Here is an 18,463-nt window from a genome sequence, read left to right as displayed (position 1 = left end):
GCTCTACAGTGAGCAATGAATCCGTTAAGGAAGGTATATTCAGCAGTACGGAAGGAGCAATTTGGTTTACTGGATTTAGCACGCATTCGCTTATCGCCATACAGATAAGGCGATAACACTGTGAGCCTGCTCAAATTATTTTTTATTAATTGATAAAGCCAACAAGTTTATCGTTTTACCAAAAGCCATTAAATTAAATTTCCTTAAAAACAACAACTTAATAAACTTACCGTGATAGTTTTCCGCTAACAATAATAAAATGCCCCTGCCAATTTTTTAATTAACAAGGGCAACAAATACATTCAGCAAATAATTATTTGCTTCGCCAGTGGATGGTGGCATCCAAAGCAAAAGCGGTTGGACTGACGTTTTGACTCGACATCAAGAGCTGGATAAGTTGAAAACTGCGTTTCGCTAACTCTTCACTGTTTTGCGCTATCGAGTCTATGTTCAATGGCAGGCAATCGAGGAGATCGTGGTTATCGAAAGTGACTAGGCGCATTTCTTTGTTTAGCAATGCATTTAGCAAGTTATGTTCATTCAGGTAGCGAAGTACCCCTTCAAGCAAAGTATACGATGCTGTAAACAGTGCCTGAGGTAATCTGCCTAGCTCTTGATGAAGTTGTTCCATCAAAATATAACCAGATTCGGTCTGGTAATCACGATGACGGATCCAGTTATCATCTAACTCCATACCCGCCCTATTCAAACCCAACTTGAAACCGGCCATACGGTGGCGGCTTGGCGATAATTCCAACTGACCACCGAAATAGTAAAACTCGTCAACAGACTCTGCCGTTTTGCTGATGAGTTCCGCCGTTACCTTGGCGGCATCGGTGATCACCATTGGCAGAGTGGATTGCCCGATATGGCGGTCGAGTTGCAGAACAGGAATTTGTTTCGTTAATGCCTGGTAATCATCATCTTCAGTTTGGCTTGAAGCAATGATTAACCCATCGACCTGGCGTTTGACCAACCCGGCTACTGCCTGCCGCTCGATGTCTGGATTATCTTCTGAACAAGCGATAAAAAGCTGTAATCCAGCTTCACGGCATAATCGCTCGAGCTCGCGAGAAATAGAAGCAAAACCAAAGTTGGTCAAATCCGGGATCACTAATCCAATGGCATCAGAACGTTTAGCTTGAAGAGATTTTGCATGGACATTAGGCGAATAATTTTGTTCTTTCGCCACGGCTAAGACCCTTTCCCGAGTCTCATCCTTGATCCGAAAAGTCGATGCCCTTCCGTTTAGCACCATACTTGCGGTTGTTTTGGAAACCCCTGCCAGTTTGGCAATATCGGCTATGGTTATACGTTTTCTTTTTTCCACAACTAACCCGTTTTAGCTACATCTTGCCTCTCATTATGTGTAGAGAGTGCAAAAATGAAAAGAAAAACAGGCTAAAAGTTAGGGTTAGCGTCAGGAAAGTTAACGATTTAGAAAGGACTGTCTTTGTCTAGTTCGGCGCAAATACCGGAAACAGCCAAAGCCATGGCCGATTTAATCACTTGCTCCTGCCGGGCAATTTGCATCTGGTAAAAAGTAATATCGGTATCATCATCAGGCGGCGCGACATCAAGCAATACAACGCCCATGGTTTGTACCATATGTAGCATTTTGATTGGTTCGAGAATTGCGGGCTCGGCAAAGCTGTATTCCTTGCCTTCTTTATTCAAAAAATCACGCAGCTTAATAATCGCTTCGATATCGTGGTACACATTGTCTTCGACCACGCCCAGACCAAACAATAACTTAAGGCGAACAGAAAGCTCCCCTAGCGGGCCTGACTGACTTAGCAAGGGTTCGACAACAGACTTCACAGCAAAGTCATCTTTGCGAAATATCCGTTGGATCAAATTTTCAACTGCTTCATCAAACACCTCAACCGAGGTAATGAAAAAACCTCTCACTGTCGGGGCATCATTAAGCCGCTCTAAAATGTCAGATTCTTGGTCACTATGTGCCATAAATTAGGTATCTCTGTAACAAAAGGATAGCACTTAGCCTCCTTAACCTGTTGTTATAAAAGTGATTGTATCATCACAACTGGCAAGATTTCACTTTATGATGCCATATCTGCCGCTTTTTCACTCTTCTCGTCCGTATTCGGTTCTGTTTTCAACAAAATACCTGCCACTGCGAATGACACAAGCGTTGCCGAAACAATAGACAAAACAACGCCAAGCAACGATGACTTAGGTGTTAGCAGTAATATCGCAAAGATTGAGCCAGGCGAGGCCGGCGACACCATCCCCGCATCAAAGAAAGACAAAACAAAAACGCCTGTCATACCGCCCGCAATGGCAGCGAGGATCAACCTCGGCTTCATCAAGATATACGGGAAGTAAATCTCATGGATACCACCAAAAAAGTGAATAATCGTCGCACCACCCGCCGTTTGCTTCGCCATTCCCTGACCAAACACCATGTATGCCAGCAAGATACCAAGCCCAGGGCCTGGGTTAGCCTCAATCAGGAAGAAGATAGAGTCCCCGGCTTCACGTACCTGCTGTACGCCCAGCGGCGAGAAAATGCCATGGTTGACGGCATTATTCAAAAACAGCACTTTGGCAGGCTCGACAAATATCGAGGTCAATGGCAACAAACCAATATCGATCATGGCATTCACCCCGGTAGCCAGGGCAACCGAAATGATCTTGACCGCCGGGCCAATCATAAAGAAGGCAATAATGGCGCACACCATACCTATGATGCCGGAGGAGAAGTTGTTGACCAGCATCTCAAAGCCACTTTTGACCTTGCCCTCTACGGCCTGATCAAACTTTTTGATGACCCAACCACCCATAGGCCCTAAGATCATCGCTCCCATAAACATGGGGATATCCGTACCAACAATCGCCCCCATGGTGGTGACGGCACCGACGACTGCACCGCGCTCGCCCCCAGTAAGCTTACCGCCTGAATAGCCGATCAGCAGTGGCAGCAAGTAGATAATCATGGGCTCGACAAGCTGGGCGATGACCTCGTTTGGCCACCAGCCAGTTGGAATAAATAAAGCGGTTAAAAAGCCCCAAGCGATAAATGCACCAATATTAGGCAAAACCATATTGGTAAGAAACCGACCGAAGCTGTGTATTTTTATTTTTGTTGTTGGTGAAAGCATAAATCATCCCATCATTTTTCTTTCTTTAACCACTATACCCAAGTCGAGCTAAACCACATAATTGCTTATTTCAAAATATTGTTTTCAGATACTTAACAAAATGCAAAGCCGGCATAGGAAAATGCCCGCTCACGCCTTGGTAACGCGAGGCATTGCTGAATAAAGTGCTTACCCCGTGCTGAAGAGTGAAGGGAAAGTTCATTTTCAAGCAATTGCATGGTTTCAAACTCTAATCCCAACTCTTGGCAAGATACCCTTAACACACTATTTTCCTGTAGAGTTTCGTCACTCCAACGTAGTTTATAGATATAGCCTATCTCTTCATCAAAATGGCATTTTTCAATCGTACCAATCCAGCCAGAGATCTCTTGGCCAAAGTCAGGATCAACCCTGCCACAGTTAACGATAACCATATCGCCTAGACTGAACTTATTCTTCGTCAGGTTCATGACTCTACCCCACTTCCTACTTCGAGATTTATCATTTCATGACAAAAAAGAGGCGCTATTGCGCCCCTTATTACCAAAACTTAAAGCGACTGGAACAGTGCCTCAATCTGCTTGGCTTCTTCACCATCCGCATCAAGGCCTGTGTATTTCGCCAATGTCGGGCGCAAACCAATCTCTTTAAGCGATGTTTGCAGCTCGATCGCTTGTGGATCCGTATCGTTCGTGTATTTAAAGGCAGCAGCAATACCTTTTAGCAGCATACCGTTTTCAACACCGTACTCCATCGTACCTAGCAACGGCTTGATCAGACGATCATTCGCACCTAGCTTACGGATTGGCTGACGGCCTACACGGTCGATTTCATCACGTAGATATGGGTTGGCAAAGCGGCTTAGGATCTTATCGATGTAGGCATTGTGCATATCACGATCAAAACCATAACGGCGGATCAGCACCTCACCACTTTCCTGCATAGCAGCTTTAACTTGATCATAGATTTCTTGGTCTTCAATCGCATCGCGAACAGTCTCGTGACCTTTTAAGGCACCAAGATAAGCAGTAACAATATGACCAGTATTGAGAGTAAACAGCTTACGCTCTACAAAGGCCATCAGGTTATCGGTTGTTTCCATGCCTTCAATAGCAGGGATATCACCTTTGAACTGCTGTTTATCGACAATCCATTCGCTAAAGCTTTCTACTGTGACTTCCAATGGATCATCATTAGCGGCTTCCGAAGGAGGTACGATGCGGTCAACTGCTGAATCAACAAAGCCTACCAACTCATCAGCCTGGCTGTGGTAAATGCTATTGAGGTGCTTGTAGACTTCTTCTTTCAGGTGAGTCGTACCACGTACCATGTTTTCACAAGCAATGATGTTTAGTGGTTTGTTGTTACCCGCCTCGAAACGGTGGGTTAGACCAGTGGCAATAGTTTTTGCAATGATATCCAGCACGTTAGGACCAACGGCTGTGGTCACCATATCTGTGTGAATAATCTGATCAATCACGTCCTGGCTTGCTGAGTTAACGGCTGTTACGTGAGTAACCGTATCAATTTTACATTCGCTACCAACTACTTTGACCTTGTATGACTGGTCATGGCTTAGCTGGTCAACCAACGGCTCATCAACGTCGGCAAACGTCACGGCTACATTAGCGTCTGCTAGCAATTTACCAATAAAACCACGACCGATGTTACCTGCACCAAAATGTACTGCTTTCATAATAATTCCTACCTAAAAATGTGTTCTCTATTAACGCGCTAGAGGGGTGAGGCCGGAGGGGGAACACCGGCCTCGATGTTACTCAATGATTGTGTTGATTAAGCGGCTTTCTCACCGGCTAGGATTTCTAGCACTTCGTTGACATCACTGGTCGTGGTCAAGCGCTCAATCGCCTCTGGATCATCAAGTGCATTGGTGATGGTAGTAATTACCTGAATGTGTTCATCATTTTTGGCTGCGATACCGATTACTAGTTTCGCTACATCGTCCTCGTCTTCTGTAAACTGCACACCATCTTGGTATTGGCAGATAATGATGCCGGTTTTCATTACCTTATCTTTGGCTTCCACGGTACCGTGAGGTACTGCAATTGACTCGCCCAAGTAAGTTGGAACCAGTTTTTCACGCTCGAACATGGCATCTACATATTCGTCTTGTGCGTAACCAAGCTTCACTAGCTGCTCACCAGCGTAACGGATTGCTTCTTCTTTACTGTTCGCTTTCAGGCCAAGGTGGATATTCTCAGCTTGAATCTGGAATACCTGTGCTGGTTGCTCTTCAAAGCTGTCATCGTTGGCGGCAATTGGAGACACTTTTACCATCTCGCCATTTACCATCTCATCATCGTTAGCCGCTTCTGGGCTGCCTGCAGCTACAATGCTGGTTACGAGGTCGTTGTACACCTGGCTATCAAGGAAGTTAGTTAGCGAAAGGTGCTGGGCATTAGCGGCGTGCTTACGTGCACGGTCAGTTAAATCTTTATGAGTAATCACGATATCCACCTCTTGCGGCAAGCTATTGATAGCACAGTTGGTCACACTGATATTTAGGCCCGCTTCCTGAACTTTCTTACGAAGCAGGCTGGCACCCATCGCACTGGAGCCCATACCGGCATCACAAGCGACGATGATGTTGCGCACATTGGCTAGATTGAATTCTGATTGAGCAAGAACTGTTGCTGGAGAACCTTTAGACCCTTTTGAAGAAGCTTTCATGCCTTTCATCTTGCTCGTTGCTTCTGCAAGGTCGTCGCCTTCTTCATCTGTCACTTTCTGCGTTTTCATCAGTAGCGCAGCAACACAGAAAGAGACGGACGTTGCAGCGATAACAGAAAGGATTACCCCGACAAATGATGCTTTAGGTGTCATCAGCAAGATTGCGAAGATTGAACCCGGAGATGCTGGAGACACAATGCCTGCATCGAAAACTGTTAGGGTGAACACACCCGCCATACCACCTGCGATAACCGCAAGGATTAGACGTGGGTTCATCAAGATGTACGGGAAGTAAATCTCATGGATACCACCGAAGAAGTGGATGATAGATGCACCGCCAGCAGTTTGTTTAGCCGTACCGCGACCGAACACCATGTAAGCCAGTAGGATGCCTAGGCCAGGACCTGGGTTAGCTTCAATCAGGAAGAAGATTGACTGACCCATCTCGTTTGCCTGCTGGATACCCAGAGGAGAGAAGATGCCGTGGTTAATTGCATTGTTGAGGAACAGGATCTTCGCTGGCTCGACAAAAATTGACGTCAGAGGAAGCAGGCCTGCGCTCACCAGCATGTTTACCCCACCAGCCAAGGCTGATGACAATACCTTCACGAATGGACCAATCATGTAGAAGGCAAGGATAGCACATAGCATACCAACGATACCGGCAGAGAAGTTGTTAACCAACATCTCGAAACCGCTCTTCACTTTGCCATCAACCCAGCGGTCAAAACGCTTGATTGCCCAGCCACCCAGCGGTCCCACCATCATGGCACCCATGAACATCGGGATATCGGTACCGACGATCACACCGATGGTTGTAATGGCACCGACTACGGCACCGCGATCACCACCTACCAATTTACCACCGGTATAACCGATGAGTAGCGGCAGCAAGTAAGTAATCATTGGACCAACCAACTTAGCTAGTTCTTCATTCGGGAACCAACCCGTTGGAATGAAAAGTGCAGTGATGAAGCCCCACGCGATGAATGCGCCAATGTTAGGCATCACCATGTTAGATAAGAAACGACCAAAATTTTGTATCTTGATCTTTGCATCTGGTGATATCATATCGATTCCCCGTCTGATGTTCAGTTATAGATTTTGTGTTAGGTACGGTTCGCCAAAACCGTCCAATTGCTTAGTACCCAATTAATCTAACACAGAATTTTTAAACCGATCTGATGACGGGTTTTTTGTGAGCCACATCCCCGAAATCCCCCTCCCAACCTTTTTCTTCGTGATCTTTATTGCAAAACTGTAATGAAACTTTTCTACAAATAAGCCCAAATCAATTTGTCAATAAAAAACAAACGATCAACATCACAGAACCAGTCAGGACGCTTGTTAATCAGTTGGTGATCACGATCACATAAAGAGCAATTTAGCTCTATTAAGTCGACCTTGATGGTGATGCAGATCACATTCACACAGCCAATACCAGCCCCCTTCAACTTGTCAGCCGTTCCAGTGTTACGTTTTGTAACTCACTTTCAGTTGAAGCAAGCGAAAAGCCATATCTAACCACTTGCTTATAAACATAAAACACACCTGATTTCCCACCACAAAAGGGGTAGTCTCGCTAGCTGATATCCCTTTATCTGTCAGGTATAATTTGGGGGTTCACCAGGAGGGATGATGACGAATTACATTGCGCAGAAACAATCACTGCCGCTCTATGTGCAAATTGCAGACTTTATTAAACAAGAAATTGAACGCGGTAACTTCAAGCCGGGTTCGATATTGCCTTCAGAAAAGCAACTGGTGGAAGATTTCAATGTCAGCCGCGTAACTGTTCGAAAAGCAATTCAGATACTGAATGATGAAGGGCTGACATACAGCGAAAAAGGTAAAGGGACTTTTATTGCCCAGCAGAAACTCAAGCACAGCTTTGTCAATGTGGTGGGTTTAACAGAAGAAAGCCAGTTAGGCGGCCAGAAAGTCAGTAATAAAGTGATTGATTTCGCCATTATTGATGCGTCTGCTGCAGTTGCCCAGAAACTACAGATCGCAGAAAACAGCCCAGTCTACTGCTGCTCCCGTCAACGCCTATTAGACAACCGTGTCGCGTCTTTCGAAACCTTTTATATCCCGGTCAGTTACCTCCCTGAAATGACCGAGCAAGATATGGCAGGCTCCAAGTTCGCTTACCTAGAAGCCAAAGGCTACAGCATCGGCCAGATCACCCAGAAGCTAAAACCAGCCTTGCCGGAAAAACGTATTCAAGGCTATTTCGACATAGATCCTTTGACACCTATTTTGATCAACGAATCGCTCTCATACCTTAAAGATGGTCAGATTTTCGAGCTTTCTACGGTATACTTCAAAACCAGCGAATACGATTTCGAGCTTGTTGCTTATAACGATTAATGTCGATAACAAGTAAACAAGCCTATTAATAGATAAAGAAAAGTAATAGATAAAGAAAAGGCGCCCAGAAAGATGGAAGGGGCGCCCAAAACACTACCCCCAACACGGATAGTGTTTTATTAGAGTAAAAAGGCTCAGGGGAAACCTTAGTACAAAGAAATAGCCGACATTTCAGAGATGCTCACTTGTGCAGCACCAGAAAACGCCAAGTTATGGATCCGGTTCGGGATAAAGAATCGGGATGTCGTCACCTCTTCTCCACCATTGATGAAAATCTCAATCACTGAGTTATCAATGAAGATTTCCAGCTGCTGCAAGCTTTCCAATGTCACTATCCGCTCAGAGCCAAAACGCTTCATATCATCGGTTTCAACTGTCTGGCTACGATCAAGCAATAGGCTTCCGTCTTGATAAGTCAGAATGAGTTTGTATTCAGCGTCTTCAAACAAAGTAAGGCTAAATGCTTGGTCAGCAATGCCATCAACTAAAATGTGAGATTGGCTGAGATTACCGTCAATGTCATAGCGGCCAGGCTGCTCTAAAGTCACCAACGGCTGTTTGAGTTGATCGAACTCTGCTAATGGACGCTGTATCAGTTTACTGCCTTCCACCACCAACTCACGCGGCATGGTAAGCATGAATTTCCAACCCAGTAGCTCCGTCGGTATGCTTAATGAGCCATTACCGCACCAAGCCAGCATGATGTTACGCTCACTATCGGTGAAAGTTTGCGGGGCATAGAAATCAAACCCTTTGTCTAGTTCAATCACCTGCTCGGCATGCATTTCACCTTTCTGGTATTGGCCAATCATCAGCTGGGTACTGAAGATATTGTTGTAACGCTCTGCCTGTGGTTTCAAGCCCATTGGCGAGAGGATAAACAAATCTTTGCCATTGGAATGGCTGATATCCGGGCACTCATGCATGTATACATCAGCTTGCTGGGCAAGATCCGACTTCCCACCGTAACTAACCTCTCCAATTAATTCCGCTTGGGTAAAGGATGACATCTTATACAGTAGTGTCGCGCCGGTTTGGTCTTCACGCTGGGCACCCACCACGAACATCAGATCGCCCTCATCGTTGATAAATGGGCTTGGGTCACGGAAGTTACCGGTATACCCAGCAGGCGCTTCAGGCACAATATTCCATTTATCAAGTAGCTTACCGTCGGTAGAGTACTTGGCGACATTCTGGTTCTGGGAGAATGTCTCGCCATCCTCATTCATCACATTGCCGCTGTAGAAGCAGTAGATGAAACCATCAATACAGATTGCGCCGCCAGAATAGATCCCATGTGTTTCAAACTCATTTTCTGGCGTCAGCACATCCCCTTCTTCAAAGTGGATGAAGTCTTTAGTGATCAGGTACTTCCAATGCTTCATGCCATGGAAAGGGCCAAACGGGAACCACTGATAAAACAGGTGGTATTTTTCACCATCAAACACCATTCCATTTGGATCATTCAAGTGACCCGTTTTCGGTGCAATGTGGTAAGCAGGCAGATAATCCGTATCCTGCGCCAGCATCTGCTGGCGTAGGTTTTCTAGTTCTCCGGGTTTAGCTGTCCCTAGCGCTCGGAATCGATTCGACTTATCAATCATTACGCTGTTTCCACATTACTTTCTGTTACTGACTTCTTTATTGAAGGCTTGTTTCGAGATGATTTGCTTTCAACATCCGCAGGGTAGTCTTCCAGCATTTTCTTTGGAATACCCCACAAGCAAACTGCAATGAAGGCAACCACAGATGTAATGAGCATCAGCGCAGCATAGGATACGAACTGGTGCATATCATAGGTGTAGAACAAGATACCCGGTAGCATACTGATACCGTTGCCCTGTGCCGCTAACTCCAGTAGCGCCGCTGCCATACCACCGAAGCCACCGACAATCGAAGCCACGACGAAAGGACGAATACCAAAGCGAAGGTTCATACCGAAAATAGCAGGCTCTGTAATACCCAGATAAACCGTGGCACCCGCTGGAATACCCGCTGCACGGATCTTCTTGTTACGTGAACGATAAGCAAGTGCCAGAGCCGCCGCACCTTGCGCCGCCATTGAAGGCATACCCAGCGCGATAATTGGGTTCATCCCAGTCTGGCTAACCAGCATAACTTCAAACATGGTAATGATGTGGTGCATACCGGTAACTACAATCGCTTGTAGGAACAGGCCATAAATAAATCCACCGATACCAAATGGGATATCAGCAAGGCCAACCAAGACAAAGCCAATGCCCTGCTCTACGACCTGAAGTGCAGGACCAAGCACGCTCAATGCCAGGAACAAAGTAATAGAGACAGACAAGATAGGAACAAGGATCAACTGTAATACATCCGGTACCACCTTGTTCAAGCGCTTCTCGATTTTCGCGCCCATCAAGCCTACAACCAGTGATGGCAATACAGAGCCCTGGTAGCCTTGCCACGCAATAACATCAAATAGCATGATGGCATTTACATCTGGATTCAGCGCCACTTCCCATGCATTAGGGAATGCTGGGGAAATTAGCATCAAGCCCAGCAGGATACCCAAAGATGGCGAACCGCCAGCAACTCGGTATGCCGACCAACAAACCAAAGCGGGTAAGAACACAAAGGCGGTTTCAGTTACTGCGGCCAAAAATGCGGTTAAAGGCTGAGGTACGCTCTCTGGCGTTAAACCCATCATTGCCAAAATAGCTGGGTTAAGCAGGACTGACTTCAAACCCAAACCGACACCAGTTGCAATAATGGCAGGTAGGAGCGGCACAAAAACATCGGAGAAAAAACGCATAGCACGTTTGTGTGCAGGCTCTCGCTGAATCGCTTCCTGTTTTACTTCGCTAGCCGATTTTGCTGCAAAGCCTTTGTCGGCCAACTGATCGTAAACCTTGTTGACGATACCTGTGCCAAAGATCACCTGGTACTGACCCGATGTGAAGAATTGCCCTTTCACCAAATCAATATCAGAAATTTTCTTGTCATCGATAAGATCTTTATTTTTAACGATGATCCGTAGTCGTGTCGCACAATGGGCAATCGACTCGATGTTGTCTTCGCCGATCACCTGAATAAGCTGATCCGCAATCTTGCTGTAGTTTGCCATAACCAATCCCAACCTGTATTAAACATGTATACAGTAATACAGGTGTAATACATGGTGAATTCTTTTCGTATATTTAGTCTATATAACGTGCTGCAACTCACATCTTTTCGAACCTTCGTACGCCTGAGTGTAAGCGCTATAGTCAACACTTCACATATTGCAGAGACAAAAAAGGCCAGTTAAAACTGGCCAAACGGGATAGTGCGGAATTAATAGGAGTTAATTAGGTATCAGCTTTGAGCACTCCCCTTCGGATCTGATCAAGCTCGATAGATTCGAACAGTGCCTGGAAGTTACCTTCACCGAATCCTTCATTACCTTTGCGCTGGATGATCTCGAAAAACACAGGGCCAATAACGGTGTCAGTAAAGATCTGCAGTAATATGCCGGTCTCATCACCGTCTATCAGGATCTTCAGATCTTGGAGTTTGGCGACATCTTCGTGATGGCCAGGGACGCGCTTGTTGATCCCCTCGTAATAGGTATTAGGCGTGTCCATGAAGATCAACCCACCTGACTTTAATTTCGATACGGTGGCAAAAATATCATCGGTGCTCATGGCGATATGCTGGATCCCTTCGCCATTGTACTGATCGAGGTACTCGGCAATCTGCGACTTGTCATCGCTGGACTCATTGATCGGAATGCGGATCTTGCCACAAGGTGCTGTCATCGCCCGAGACAGCAAGCCTGTCATTTTGCCTTTAATATCGAAGTGCCTGATCTCCCTGAAGTTAGCAATACGTTCGTAGAAACTGGCCCATAAATCCATATTGCCCTGCTTCACGTTGTGAGTCAGGTGATCAATAAAGTGTAAACCAGCATCAAGCTCTGCCATTCTCGCTTGGTAATCCGGGTAGAAATCGAAGTCGATATCATAGATATTGCTATCGCCATAGCGATCGACGAGGTAAATCAACGACTCACCAATGCCATAGATAGCAGGGATATTGAGCTCCATCGGCCCCGCCTGAGCTGGACAAGCCGTAGCACCTTTCTCAACAGCATAAGCCAGTGCCTTGGCTGAATCGGTTACCCGAAAGGCCATTGCGTTTACGCTGGCACCATGTACACCAGCAAAACCAGAAGCCTGAGAGTGTAGCTCCCCATTAACGATAAAATTGACATCTCCTTGGCGGTATAGCCATACGGATTTGTGCTTATGTTTAGCGATTTCAGCAAACCCCATATCGTGAAAGAGCTGTTTGAGGTTCGCGATCCCTTCAGGTGTTGGGGCGGTATATTCCACAAACTCAAAGCCGTCCGTCCCTAGTGGGTTTTCAATCATCTTCATCATCCTTTTCAGCCACTAACGTGCGGTCAACTGACCTTTACTAAAGAATTAGCAGTTCTCTGTTTGGATGAGAAATTCGTGCTGCAAACCATGTTGCAAAATTGTAAACCCGCAACGTAAAGCCAAATTGCCAACCTGATACATACACCAAAAGAGACAACTGAGCGAACTATCACAAAAATCATTTTCTTCTTATTTCTCAGTGAGATTTTCGCAGTCTCACCGCCAAATAAAGAAAATTAGCACTACATTTAATATAGGAAGGAGGTACGTCATGACAGTCACCAAGCGGGACCAGCTAAAGCTACCAAAACGAAAAAAACCAGCGGTTCTGCTGACACCGGACGTAGAGATTTACCTCCCCACCTATCATTTCCTTGTTAACGAGTTTGACCACGCTAGAAAACACGAGCTAGGCATTATCCGCGATGATCATGAAGAGTTTATTCATCAATATCGTGTTGCCCTGAGAAGAAGCCGTGCGTTAATCAGCCTGCTGAAACCGCTATTTCGTAGTAAAGAAAAAGACATCCTAAAAGACACACTCAGGCAACTCATGCAGCACACCAACCTGATGCGTGATCTCGATGTGTTCCTCATCAATATGGAACAATATTTTTCTTTGCTTGAACATCAACACCACAAAGGCCTGATCCGCTTCTTCGATGATATTCAGTCACAACGGAGGAAATCTCTGAAGACACTCAAAGGGTGGCTAAAGTCTGGTGAATATAAATCGGCTTGCAACCAAGTGCTAACCCAGCTTGATAGCATGCGGGATAACCCGACCACTGAGGGCAAATTAGGCTGCAAAGCCACAGCCCACAGTATGTTATGGCATCAATTTAAGCAGATAGAAAGCCAATGCCACAACATTGATACCAACAGCGATGACGCCATCATTCATCAACTTCGAATCGACTGTAAAAAGTTCCGCTATCTCCTAGAGTACTTTGCGCCAATACTCGCTTCACGTGATACCAAGCAACAAGTTGACCGACTCAAAACACTGCAAGATACGTTGGGAAGTTTCAACGACTCTTCTGTTCAGTTAGAGTTTTTCAAGCATTACCTGACCGAGCAGAAAAAGAAAAGTGGCCGTTACAAAGCCATTGAGGAGTTAATCGATATATATGGGGATTACCACAATAAAGCAAAGCAGTTAACGGTAGAGCAACTCGTCCAATTTAGACAGCCAAAGAGCCTAGATATTTATTACACCCAATATCAAGAACCTCAAGATTAGGCCGTCAAAAATCGAACATGCTAGCCCACACAGACTTTGGGCTAGCTTTGCTGACGGCTTAGCGATCAAGCGCTCGAACAATATCTTTCTCGATTGCCTCGGGGGTTTTGGTTGATGCAAAACGCTTCATCGGTTTTCCATCACGGCCAATCAGAAACTTAGTAAAATTCCATTTGATCTTCTTACCCATTAATCCAGGGAGCGCACTGGTCAGGTATTTGAAGACTTCATGGCTATCAGGTCCATTGACATCAACTTTTTCAAACATCGGGAAACTTACCCCGTAGTTAAGCTGACAGACTTGCTCAATTTCGTTGTTTTCACCAGGCTCCTGCCCGCCAAACTGATTACACGGGAAACCAAGGATCACTAACCCCTTCTCCTGGTACTTATCAAATAATGCCTGTAGTCCTTTGTACTGGGGAGTAAAGCCACACTCACTGGCGGTATTAACCACCAAGACCACCTTCCCTTCGAACTCGTTCATATCAACCGTATCACCGTTGATTTTATTAGCTGAAAGCTCGTAAAAGCCTGACATAACCTATCCCTCTGTTTGATTAGAATGTTTTTCTATCATCTATTTATATACATGATTTATAGTAAATGAATGATTTAGAAAGTGAGCTCTAATTTTGTATACTGGCTAAACTGCACCTTACCCGTAGCCCAGTATGAAATCATTAAAACAACTATTGAATGAATTTGGCTTTGAGCAATTGCCATTTAGTGAAGTCGAGCGCGAGTTTGCGGCAAGTTTTATCGACTTCCGTTCTGATTTTTTCCTCAATGTTTGCCAGCAAAAAGCAGACAAACCGCAGCAAGACTTAGCCCTTGGGCTGTTCACCCACTCGTTCCAACAAATCTTGGATGAGTTTCATGCCACACAAAGCAAAATCAGTGAAATGGATGCTTTGTTCGAGCGGCATGTCGGCGAGCAACATGCTAAAAAGTTTCACACTATGAATGAGTTGGAAGTCAAAGCTATCGCCATGGTTTGGTTCCTATGCCAGGGGTTCAATGGCATTGATTTCAGCTATGCCAATGATCACGCCACTGAAATTAGCCAACAGCTTGCCAGCAATAGCAGTGACGACACCAGGGCAAAATCGCTACGCCAGCAATTGATGCAATCCTATTACATAGGTGTTGATCAAGCTCACAGTATGAAGCCCAAAGCCAGTCTGCTGTTAACATTACAAAACGCAGTAAAATCATTATTTAAATAAGTTACTTAGCTCACATAGCGGCGTTGTGGTTACGAATTCAAGTTAGCAGCCAGCATTAACCGTTGAAAAATAAAGGTTATTAGAGGTCAGCGACATTCATAAAAATAATTTGAATGTTTAGTCTAGGCTAACTATCTAAACAAAAAGAGATTTAACAAAATAATATACAACTTTTACATCACTGATCGTTGCACGATTTTTGCCCAGATCGTATGATTCTCGCACTTCAAATATGTTGTTCCTTAATCGATTTATTGCTCGCCTATCATGGACTTGATAGGCGTTTTTTTTTAAATAATCGGCCGGAACTGAATATCTAAGTAATGCGCTAGTTTGTTATGCAGCGCCTGCTTCTTCTCATCACTCAAAAAGCTTGCCTTTATGGCATTGTCACTCAACAATGCAACATCCTGTTTGGATAGTTCAAAAGTCTCTGCAACGGCTAAATAATTGTCATTGAGATAACCACCGAAATAAGCGGGATCATCTGAGTTAATTGTCACGAGTACCCCTTGTTGAAACAGCTCAACAATATTGTGCTTTGACAGATCATCAAAAACATTGAGCTTCACGTTAGATAGCGGGCAGACTGTCAAAGGGATCTGGTGCTCAACCAAATAGGTCACCAGCTTGGGATCATCCGTGCATCTCACGCCATGATCGACCCGATCCACCTTTAGCGCTTCGATCGCTTCCCAGATATACTCAGTTGGCCCTTCTTCACCTGCGTGGGCAACGGTTTTGAAACCTGTATTTCGCGCCATGGCAAACACACGCTCGAATTTCTCTGGCGGGTTTCCCTGCTCCGATGAATCCAATCCTATGGCAACAATATCGTCTTTAAAAGCAATCGCTTGTTTTAGAGTCTCTATCGCCTCCTCTTCCGGTAAATCTCGCAAGAAACACATGATCAACCCTGAAGAGATCCCCAAATTTGCCTCTCCATCTCGCAATGCTTGGATTATTCCTGCGGCTACCGTATCAAAAGACACGCCGGCCCGGGTATGGATTTGCGGGTCGAAGAACACTTCAGTATGGATAATATGCTGTTCTTTACAGCGCTGTAGGTAAGCATAGGTAAGGTCATAGAAATCCTGCTCGGTTCTAAGTACCAAAGCGCCTTGATAATACAAGTTTAGAAAAGCTTGGAGATCGTGAAATTGATAAGCCGCTTTTAACGACTCGATTGAAGAATAAGGGATTGTGACGTTATTTCGGTGAGCCAGAGCAAACATTAACTCTGGTTCAAGCGTTCCTTCTAGATGAAGGTGGAGTTCTACCTTGGGCAAACCACTGATAAAGCCTTTCATTACTCTTTCTCCACTGGAAGGGGAAGAGAACTCCCCCTCGGAGTCTAAGGTGGTATTGAAAGTAGTGTAGTTAAACTTGTGTTGTCCCGCTTAGTCGCCTTTCGCTTAGTGATCTTCCACTTATTAACGTTGCCACTTAGTAGCGGTGCCACTGGCCGCGCATCATGAAACCACCAATGGCCATCATCACAATGCCGCTGCTCAGCAGTAATTGGTATTTGTGCTTCACTTCGCTCGCTGCATAGTCTGAGCTAAATGAGTGGAGATAATCTCCTCCACCAGCACTAATAAAGGTGCTCATATCAGAGACCACCTGTGTTTGACCAATCATTCCGCCAATAGTGACAAAACCAAAAATCAAAGAAACGCTACCGATCAGTAGCGAAAGGAAACCCCAAGTACGTTTGATGTCCATGTCTAGCCTAATCTTTTGTTCGATTCAGTTTATGCTAACGTGATTACGAAAAATCAATGTCAACATAACGTAGGAAACTGAAAATATCAGGCGTTATTGATATTTTTATGAACAAGGTTCCAAAAAACACAGTATTGGTTACTTAGGCTATGCGATTTAAGGCATCAAAGAGAGGCATACACCCAAGTTAATGCGTATTACTCGGGTGTATGAGAAGTGTTTAGTAGGTATATATACATAAACAAGGTAAAAAGTGCTACTGCTGGGTTAAATCAGTATCAATCCAGTATTTTGAGCCGGAAATATTAGCATCAAGCAACAAGCCTTTTTCGCCAATCTGGTAAATCGCCATCCCGCCATTGTATTTCGCGGTTAACTCGGCACTGTCCGTACCTGCCACCACGCCCATTTCTGAAGTGGCTTCCCAGCCGTCGGTGACAAAGCCGTCAAAGGTTTTCTGGTCTTCGAAAAAGATAACCTGCTGGTAGAACTTACCCCCAAGACCAACTGCAAGCCCGGCACCAAACATCTTCATGTAAGTGTGTTGTTCAGTTTGTCGATTAACCGCAACACCGGCCCCTTGGTTGGTATGTAGCATCAATGAAAACTTGCGGGAGTCAAACACCGCGTAGCCATAGGCACTATCAAACAGTAATTTAGCTGACGGCTGCTCATTGAATAAACGCACCAGTGCGGTATCGGCCACGGTATTCAAGGCAAGGCGGGCTTCTTCTGGGGTTTCTGGCTCGAGCATTTCATCTAGCTTGGCATCGGCGACATCCAGCCATTCCTTACTCTTCTCTATCGAAGCATCAGTCCATTCACCTGCAGTGTTGTAGGCATCCTCTCCCCACTCAGAAACTGAATCCCATGTTTCCTTTGAAAAATCCGACACAGAATCCCAAGCCTCTTTAGAGCCCTTGCCGACTTCCTCACCAAGCTTTGAAGCTGCATCTTTAATTTCATCCCAGCCCGCATAAGCCGGGGCTATTGACGTTGTAGCCAGTGTTGTCGTTGCCAGTGCTATGGCAGCAACCAATGAACGTAACTTCACAATCGTCCCTCCTATACCAAGACCAAGTTTAAGCCTAGTCCAAGCAGATAAAAGAAAGGCCAAGCACATTGCTTAGCCTTATATCCCAATACTCCCTCAACCTTGAATTAAGCGAGTCATTACTTCTTCTTAGGGCGGAAAGGCTTCATCACCTCTTCGTTACACTCGAGGTATGGCCCCTCCATCAAATCGATGCAGTAAGGGATTGCAGGGAATACCGCATCCAAACACTCACGAATCGATTTAGGCTTACCCGGCAGGTTAACAATCAGGCTATCACCACGTAGGCCAGCTGTCTGACGCGACAAGATAGCTGTCGGTACAAACTTCAACGACTCAGCTCGCATCAGCTCACCAAAACCCGGCATCATGCGATCACATACCGCTTCAGTGGCTTCAGGAGTCACATCACGCTTGGCAGGGCCGGTACCGCCGGTAGTGACAATCAGGCTGCAGTCTTGCTCGTCGGCCATTTTGATCAGCGTCGCTTCGATCACATTCTGCTCATCAGGAATGACTTCGTACACAGGCTCCCACTCAGAAGTCAGGTAATCATTCAACGTATCGATAATCGCCTGTCCAGAGATATCTTCGTATACACCTGCACTCGCACGGTCGCTTACAGTAACGATACCGATTTTTGCTTTAGTCATTGGTTA

16 protein-coding genes and 1 pseudogene are annotated in these 18,463 nt (G+C 45.4%); 3 read left to right on the top strand and 14 right to left on the bottom strand.

What is annotated here, in order from left to right; translation table 11 throughout:
• Window positions 1-313: 313 nt before the first annotated feature.
• From ACXAGQ_RS15430 to ACXAGQ_RS15405, 6 genes and pseudogenes are all read right to left on the bottom strand, one after another.
• The gene (locus tag ACXAGQ_RS15430; protein ID WP_475255019.1) at window positions 314-1,330 is read right to left on the bottom strand and encodes a LacI family DNA-binding transcriptional regulator; all 1,017 of its coding nucleotides are present in this window, start codon (window positions 1,328-1,330) and stop codon (window positions 314-316) included.
• 107 nt (window positions 1,331-1,437) lie between these two features.
• On the bottom strand, window positions 1,438-1,968 hold the full coding sequence (locus ACXAGQ_RS15425) for an MltR family transcriptional regulator (RefSeq protein WP_475255018.1): 531 nt from the start codon (window positions 1,966-1,968) through the stop codon (window positions 1,438-1,440).
• Between the two features lie 110 nt (window positions 1,969-2,078).
• Window positions 2,079-3,125, bottom strand: a pseudogene (locus ACXAGQ_RS15420) (PTS mannitol transporter subunit IICBA); the annotation flags it as partial.
• Between the two features lie 92 nt (window positions 3,126-3,217).
• The gene (locus ACXAGQ_RS15415; protein WP_475255016.1) at window positions 3,218-3,574 is read right to left on the bottom strand and encodes a hypothetical protein; all 357 of its coding nucleotides are present in this window, start codon (window positions 3,572-3,574) and stop codon (window positions 3,218-3,220) included.
• A gap of 80 nt (window positions 3,575-3,654) precedes the next feature.
• Window positions 3,655-4,800: a mannitol-1-phosphate 5-dehydrogenase gene (locus ACXAGQ_RS15410; RefSeq protein WP_475255015.1), complete on the bottom strand. Its 1,146-nt coding sequence runs from the start codon at window positions 4,798-4,800 to the stop codon at window positions 3,655-3,657.
• 98 nt (window positions 4,801-4,898) lie between these two features.
• The gene (locus tag ACXAGQ_RS15405; RefSeq protein ID WP_475243640.1) at window positions 4,899-6,866 is read right to left on the bottom strand and encodes a PTS mannitol transporter subunit IICBA; all 1,968 of its coding nucleotides are present in this window, start codon (window positions 6,864-6,866) and stop codon (window positions 4,899-4,901) included.
• 567 nt (window positions 6,867-7,433) lie between these two features.
• Here ACXAGQ_RS15405 and ACXAGQ_RS15400 point away from each other — a divergent pair.
• Window positions 7,434-8,165, top strand: a complete 732-nt coding sequence (locus ACXAGQ_RS15400; protein WP_475255013.1) for a GntR family transcriptional regulator — start codon at window positions 7,434-7,436, stop codon at window positions 8,163-8,165.
• A gap of 146 nt (window positions 8,166-8,311) precedes the next feature.
• Here the strand turns inward: ACXAGQ_RS15400 and ACXAGQ_RS15395 are convergent, their stop codons facing one another.
• The 3 genes from ACXAGQ_RS15395 to hppD form a co-directional block, all read right to left on the bottom strand.
• Window positions 8,312-9,769, bottom strand: a complete 1,458-nt coding sequence (locus ACXAGQ_RS15395; protein WP_475255012.1) for a glycoside hydrolase family 32 protein — start codon at window positions 9,767-9,769, stop codon at window positions 8,312-8,314.
• The gene (locus ACXAGQ_RS15390) at window positions 9,769-11,256 is read right to left on the bottom strand and encodes a PTS transporter subunit EIIC (RefSeq protein WP_475255010.1); all 1,488 of its coding nucleotides are present in this window, start codon (window positions 11,254-11,256) and stop codon (window positions 9,769-9,771) included. Before ACXAGQ_RS15390 ends, ACXAGQ_RS15395 begins: the two co-directional genes overlap by 1 nt.
• Before the next feature lie 223 nt (window positions 11,257-11,479).
• Complete coding sequence (gene hppD / locus ACXAGQ_RS15385) at window positions 11,480-12,550, bottom strand: 4-hydroxyphenylpyruvate dioxygenase (protein WP_475256598.1); 1,071 nt, start codon at window positions 12,548-12,550, stop codon at window positions 11,480-11,482.
• A 274-nt stretch (window positions 12,551-12,824) separates the two neighbouring features.
• Between hppD and ACXAGQ_RS15380 the strand changes: the two genes are divergently transcribed.
• On the top strand, window positions 12,825-13,796 hold the full coding sequence (locus ACXAGQ_RS15380) for a CHAD domain-containing protein (protein WP_475255009.1): 972 nt from the start codon (window positions 12,825-12,827) through the stop codon (window positions 13,794-13,796).
• A gap of 58 nt (window positions 13,797-13,854) precedes the next feature.
• Here ACXAGQ_RS15380 and ACXAGQ_RS15375 read toward each other — a convergent pair whose 3' ends face one another.
• Window positions 13,855-14,337, bottom strand: coding sequence for a glutathione peroxidase (locus ACXAGQ_RS15375; RefSeq protein WP_475255007.1), 483 nt, complete (start codon window positions 14,335-14,337; stop codon window positions 13,855-13,857).
• Window positions 14,338-14,470: 133 nt separating this feature from the next.
• Here ACXAGQ_RS15375 and ACXAGQ_RS15370 point away from each other — a divergent pair, with 133 nt between their 5' ends.
• Complete coding sequence (locus ACXAGQ_RS15370) at window positions 14,471-15,025, top strand: hypothetical protein (RefSeq protein ID WP_475255006.1); 555 nt, start codon at window positions 14,471-14,473, stop codon at window positions 15,023-15,025.
• A 290-nt stretch (window positions 15,026-15,315) separates the two neighbouring features.
• Here the strand turns inward: ACXAGQ_RS15370 and ACXAGQ_RS15365 are convergent, their stop codons facing one another.
• From ACXAGQ_RS15365 to mog, 4 genes are all read right to left on the bottom strand, one after another.
• A complete protein-coding gene (locus tag ACXAGQ_RS15365; protein WP_475255005.1) occupies window positions 15,316-16,335 on the bottom strand; it encodes an adenosine deaminase in 1,020 nt (339 codons plus the stop codon).
• A 136-nt stretch (window positions 16,336-16,471) separates the two neighbouring features.
• A complete protein-coding gene (locus ACXAGQ_RS15360; RefSeq protein ID WP_475255003.1) occupies window positions 16,472-16,750 on the bottom strand; it encodes a hypothetical protein in 279 nt (92 codons plus the stop codon).
• A gap of 256 nt (window positions 16,751-17,006) precedes the next feature.
• On the bottom strand, window positions 17,007-17,789 hold the full coding sequence (befA, locus tag ACXAGQ_RS15355; RefSeq protein ID WP_475256597.1) for a beta cell expansion factor BefA: 783 nt from the start codon (window positions 17,787-17,789) through the stop codon (window positions 17,007-17,009).
• A 134-nt stretch (window positions 17,790-17,923) separates the two neighbouring features.
• On the bottom strand, window positions 17,924-18,457 hold the full coding sequence (mog, locus tag ACXAGQ_RS15350) for a molybdopterin adenylyltransferase (protein WP_475255002.1): 534 nt from the start codon (window positions 18,455-18,457) through the stop codon (window positions 17,924-17,926).
• Window positions 18,458-18,463: the final 6 nt, after the last annotated feature.

The sequence above is a fragment of the Photobacterium sp. ABD4_091 genome (assembly GCF_056160145.1).
This window is presented reverse-complemented; position numbering and strand designations above follow the sequence as displayed.